The sequence below is a fragment of the Coleofasciculus sp. FACHB-712 genome (assembly GCF_014695635.1).
Lineage (GTDB): Bacteria > Cyanobacteriota > Cyanobacteriia > Cyanobacteriales > FACHB-T130 > FACHB-T130.
In genome coordinates this window covers 1-4,484 of the sequence record NZ_JACJOQ010000337.1, presented here as the reverse complement: position 1 = coordinate 4,484, position 4,484 = coordinate 1, and the positions used below count along the sequence as shown (strand labels likewise).

Below are 4,484 nucleotides of genomic sequence, written 5' to 3'. Positions count from 1 at the left end.
CTCACTTGATGATGTCTACTTTCTTTATAAATTCTTTTGAGAATCCTTTGAGTTTCTCGGCTTAAATCTCTAATAAATCTCATAAGTCTCTTGTTTTCTTGACTTTTGTTTTAGCTTATTCTACTTTTTATTATGTGTAATTTATTTTACATAAGCACTTATAAGCTAATACAGCTTCGCTGAGCATCTTCGGTTTGGTGAATAGCCACTCCCATGCCAAAGATTGTTGTTGTAACTGGCTAGCAATCCGAATGCCTTTACCTGAACTTTCCCAGAATGTCATGTAGGCATTGCCAAGGTTAAGAAAGGCTTGAGGATCTGTAGGCATCGCTTGAGTCTTTTGGCGATAGGCAGCAATCTTTTTTTGATCTGCTTGCACCTGCCTCAAGGTCTGGTAGTCTCTGAGAAAAAACCAGCCGTAGTAAGCTCCTACCGCTAGACCCAAACCAAGAATAGAGAAAATAAAAATTTTCCGAGGTTGCTTGATTTTAAAAATCATAATTATTTTTTAATATTTACTGACTCTAATCCGACTATCAGGAAAAGTTCAGGAATTGGTAAGATAATAGGTGAAAATTATTTTTGATGGATAGATTTAATAAATTATTAAGTATTCTTTGATTTCAATAAACTAAACTAAAAAATAATTTATTTTTCCTAAGCGTGAGCTTTTTCTCGACTCAGTGAAAATTTTGCCGCCGGGTTTTATTCACATAATAATCTCCGCTTTATTGTAAGTGTCCACTCACCCAGAATTCTGATATCTAGCCATTAATCTAGCACTCCGAACCTAAATTAATTCTAAAATCTTCTTTTAATGAATTAATGTAAAGATATCAGCAGATTGACTGCAACCTTATCAGCTCGACAATAGCGGCAAGGAAAAGCTAGCGTGGAGGAGAAGAATGGAACTGCGAAAATGCTACGAAACGTAAAACTTCAGTTGCTTTGGGCTACAGTCCTGAGTTTCACGGTAGTCAACAGTGTGAATATTCATCTGCCCATTGGCAATCAAGAAACCGGGCTGAAGATTGGCAATGAAGCCGAGGCTAGAAGTAGTGGTGGACGAAGCGGTGGCGGCTCTTTTCGCTCTTCACCGTCACGTTCTAGTTCCAGCCCCAGTCGCTCCAGTAGCGGTAGTAGCTCCTCTCCCAGAAACTCTACACCGTCGCAGTCCAGTAGGGGCAGTACAGGTGGGCGAGCAGGCGGCGGCTCTTTTCAAAGAACCACTCCCCCGCCGTCCTCAGTGAGAACTCAACCGACGCGCCCGAACTCGTCTTGGAATGAACCTTACTATAGACAACCGGGAAGCACTGTCATCGTGCCGGTTCCTGTTGCACCGCCGCCCGTCTATACCTATCCCAACAGCGTTCCGCCGAATTATTATCCCAATAACGTTCCGGCGAATCAATCAACCTACCCTCAAACTGCGCCGGGAACTGCAAATTCTGTTCCTGCTCAAGTACCAACCAATTCTGGCTATTCTTCTACCGCTAGTAACTCATCGAGTGACTTTCCTTGGCTTTTCTTATTGATGTTGTTGGCAGTTGGGAGTATTGGGCTTTGGGCTTATTTCATCTTTTTGAAGAAGAAGGGTGGGAGTGCGGCTCATGAGCTAGAGAATGATACGGTTACGGTCAGCAAGATACAGGTGGCGTTGCTGGCTCAAGCTCGAAGCATACAATCTCAGCTGACGGAACTGAGCCTGAATGTAGATACAGATACTTCTGAAGGGTTGATGCAGCTGCTACAAGAATCAGCTTTAGCGTTATTGCGATCGCCCGAAAATTGGACTCATGTATTAGCGAGTTCGCAGACGGTTAAAAGTCGAGAGGACGCCGAGGCAATTTTCAACCAAGTTTCTATACAAGAACGCAGCAAATTTAGTGCGGAAACCCTTACAAATGTGGGTGGTAGAGTCAGACAACAAAAACCCGCGATGCCTGACTTGGATGATGGCCCAGCAGCTTATATTGTGGTCACGTTGCTCGTCGGAACAGCGGATGACAAGCCGTTATTTGAAGAAATTCGCACCGCTGAAGCTTTGAAGTCAGCTTTAGAGAAAGTAGCGTCCATCTCCCCTGACTACCTGATGGTGTTTGAACTGCTATGGAGTCCTCAAGCGGAAACCGATAGCCTTACCTACGATGAGCTATTAACTGAATACACGGAGATGGCACAGATATAGCCGCAGCGTTTAGTCCTACCGCTTGCAAAAGTCCTTCAATGCCCTCAGACTGTAAGTTTGGGGCTATACAAACAAAGCCTGCCGACCCAGGCTTCAAGCCGAAATAATTTTATAGTCTCGCGTTGCGCGGACTTCGTTTGTGTAGCTGCGGCTTCGAGTCGCCAAGCCAAGTATTGTTGCTGAAATTTTGCTGAAAACGGATAAATGGCTAAGATTCGCATCGGAAACGGTTACGATATTCACCGCTTAGTTACTGGGCGTCCTTTAATTCTGGGAGGGGTGAAGATTGAGCATGAATTAGGGTTGCTGGGGCACAGCGATGCCGATGTGCTGACTCATGCGATTATGGATGCGATGCTCGGTGCCCTGAGTTTAGGCGATATTGGACATTATTTTCCCCCGACAGATCCCCAGTGGGCGGGGGCTGATAGTCTGGTACTACTCAAGCAGGTGTATCAGCTAATTCGGGAGCGAGGTTGGCAAATTGAGAATATTGACTCAGTGGTGGTGGCGGAACGTCCGAAACTCAAGCCCCATATTGAGAAGATGCGCGATCGCTTATCCGATGTCCTAGAATTAAAACCCGACCAAATAGGCATCAAAGCCACTACGAATGAAAAGTTAGACTCAGTTGGGCGAGAAGAGGGAATCGCCGCTTATGCTGTAGCCTTACTAGTAGCTTCTGATTAACTTGGCTCAAACCTATCGAGTCAAAAGGTTGAAAATGTCTAGGATAGGAATGAACGAGAGACGGATAAGACAGAGACTCTCAACACGCTGGGAGCATTAAGGCAATGGAAGCTGGAAGATTTGAACTTGCTCAGGGCGATCGCTCTTTGCATTATCGTCCTGATATTATTGTCCGCAGTCGTGAAGGGCAAACCGTTCTATTAGTTGAAGTCAAAGCTACTCAACCCCAAAGTAGTAAAGCTAATCTATCGGCGCTTGCACAACTCAAATCTCAGTTGCAAGCTGCAAACGTGAAAATTCCCTTCGCTATGCTGGCTGATATTGAAAACATCGAGATTTTTCAATGGGACGGTGCTAATTTATCGGAACCCATTAGCGAACTGAAAACGGCAGCCATACTTAATCATTACGACCCCGAATTTAGCAGCAAACGGATCTTTGAGCGATACTTGGCGACGCTCGTGCAAGCTTGGGTGCGCGACTTAGCTTATCACTGGAAATCGGAAAAGCCGCCAGCATCAGAGGAATTGGCAGCTATCGGTTTGTTGCAGGCGCTGGAAGATGCAGAGACTTACTTTGAAGGTGGCGCTTCTTGGTGATACTTTACGTTGAGACTAATTTCCTGATGAGCATTGCCACAGGACGCGACTCCCAAGCGAATACTTTGCTAGAGAATCCGACCGCATCAGTCCAGATAGCGATACCGAGCATTTGCTGTATGGAAGCTCTCTCTGCATTAGAGGATGAAGTAAAGCGCCGCAATCGTTTTATGAATGAACTGAATATTCAAATCAGCCAGTTACGACGAGATGTCACCTCATCCCACGCCCAGTCTCTCCTTTCACATTTAGAACAGTCGCTGATTGAGAATGAGGCGCTACTAAACGATGTCGAAACTCGTCTTTTCCAAGCCCTCGATCGTCTCAACACCAAGGCAGAGATAATTCCCTTAACTGGCGATATGCTTCAGGCAAGCTTAGATACACGTTTTATCAACAAAGACCCAACGGATAACTTGATTTTGCACTGCATTCTTAATCATGCACGGCTGCATACCACAGATAGGAAAGTGTTCCTCAGCGCCAATGTTAAAGAATTTAATCCGCCGGAAGTTCAAGCCGCTTTGCGTGATGCTGGCGCGGATAAATATTTTAGCCGCACACAGGATTTCCTCGGTTGGTTAGAGTCTCAGTAAGTTTTAATTAATACTCGTACAGACAATCATTATGAAATTATCTGCTACTATTCCCCTAATCTGGCGTCGTTTGTTCGCTGTCATGCTGGCGATGATAAGCGCGATCGCGCTCCATAGCTGTAGCCTGAATCAGTTCAATACGAAAGCCGCCCAGGTGCCACAGTTGGTGGACAGTATTCTGCAAGATCCCAAAACTTTTAACTATGTTCTAAGTCAAGAATCACCCAACGTTTTTAGCTTAATTTACGAAGGGTTAATTACTGAAAACGGCAATGGTGAACTTGAAGGCGCTTTAGCCGAATCTTGGGAAGTCGCCCCAGACAAAAAACGAATTGTTTTTACCATGCGAGAGGGCTTGAAATGGTCTGATGGTCAACCACTGACCGTTGATGATGTCATCTTTACTTACAA

6 protein-coding genes are annotated in these 4,484 nt (G+C 45.0%); 5 read left to right on the top strand and 1 reads right to left on the bottom strand.

Annotation, left to right across the window (positions count from 1 at the left end; genetic code table 11):
• Window positions 1–130: 130 nt before the first annotated feature.
• Complete coding sequence (locus H6F50_RS08620) at window positions 131–499, bottom strand: hypothetical protein (protein ID WP_190428363.1); 369 nt, start codon at window positions 497–499, stop codon at window positions 131–133.
• A 420-nt stretch (window positions 500–919) separates the two neighbouring features.
• On the opposite strand from H6F50_RS08620, the gene H6F50_RS08615 reads away from it, so the two are divergent.
• The 5 genes from H6F50_RS08615 to H6F50_RS08595 all read left to right on the top strand — a co-directional run.
• On the top strand, window positions 920–2,188 hold the full coding sequence (locus H6F50_RS08615) for a DUF1517 domain-containing protein (protein ID WP_190428362.1): 1,269 nt from the start codon (window positions 920–922) through the stop codon (window positions 2,186–2,188).
• A 204-nt stretch (window positions 2,189–2,392) separates the two neighbouring features.
• Window positions 2,393–2,878: a 2-C-methyl-D-erythritol 2,4-cyclodiphosphate synthase gene (gene ispF / locus H6F50_RS08610; RefSeq protein WP_190428361.1), complete on the top strand. Its 486-nt coding sequence runs from the start codon at window positions 2,393–2,395 to the stop codon at window positions 2,876–2,878.
• 104 nt (window positions 2,879–2,982) lie between these two features.
• Window positions 2,983–3,477: a type I restriction enzyme HsdR N-terminal domain-containing protein gene (locus tag H6F50_RS08605; protein WP_190428360.1), complete on the top strand. Its 495-nt coding sequence runs from the start codon at window positions 2,983–2,985 to the stop codon at window positions 3,475–3,477.
• Window positions 3,474–4,073, top strand: coding sequence for a PIN domain-containing protein (locus H6F50_RS08600; protein WP_190428364.1), 600 nt, complete (start codon window positions 3,474–3,476; stop codon window positions 4,071–4,073). The genes H6F50_RS08605 and H6F50_RS08600 overlap by 4 nt, the downstream gene beginning before the upstream one ends.
• Window positions 4,074–4,104: 31 nt before the next feature.
• Window positions 4,105–4,484, top strand: a 380-nt coding sequence (locus H6F50_RS08595) for an ABC transporter substrate-binding protein (protein ID WP_242028947.1), incomplete at its 3' end; no start/stop codon positions are given.

Coding starts and splice junctions, on each gene's coding strand:
- H6F50_RS08620 (WP_190428363.1), bottom strand. CDS start 499: ATGATTTTTAAAATCAAGCAACCTCGGAAAATTTTTATTTTCTCTATT.
- H6F50_RS08615 (WP_190428362.1), top strand. CDS start 920: ATGCTACGAAACGTAAAACTTCAGTTGCTTTGGGCTACAGTCCTGAGT.
- ispF (WP_190428361.1), top strand. CDS start 2,393: ATGGCTAAGATTCGCATCGGAAACGGTTACGATATTCACCGCTTAGTT.
- H6F50_RS08605 (WP_190428360.1), top strand. CDS start 2,983: ATGGAAGCTGGAAGATTTGAACTTGCTCAGGGCGATCGCTCTTTGCAT.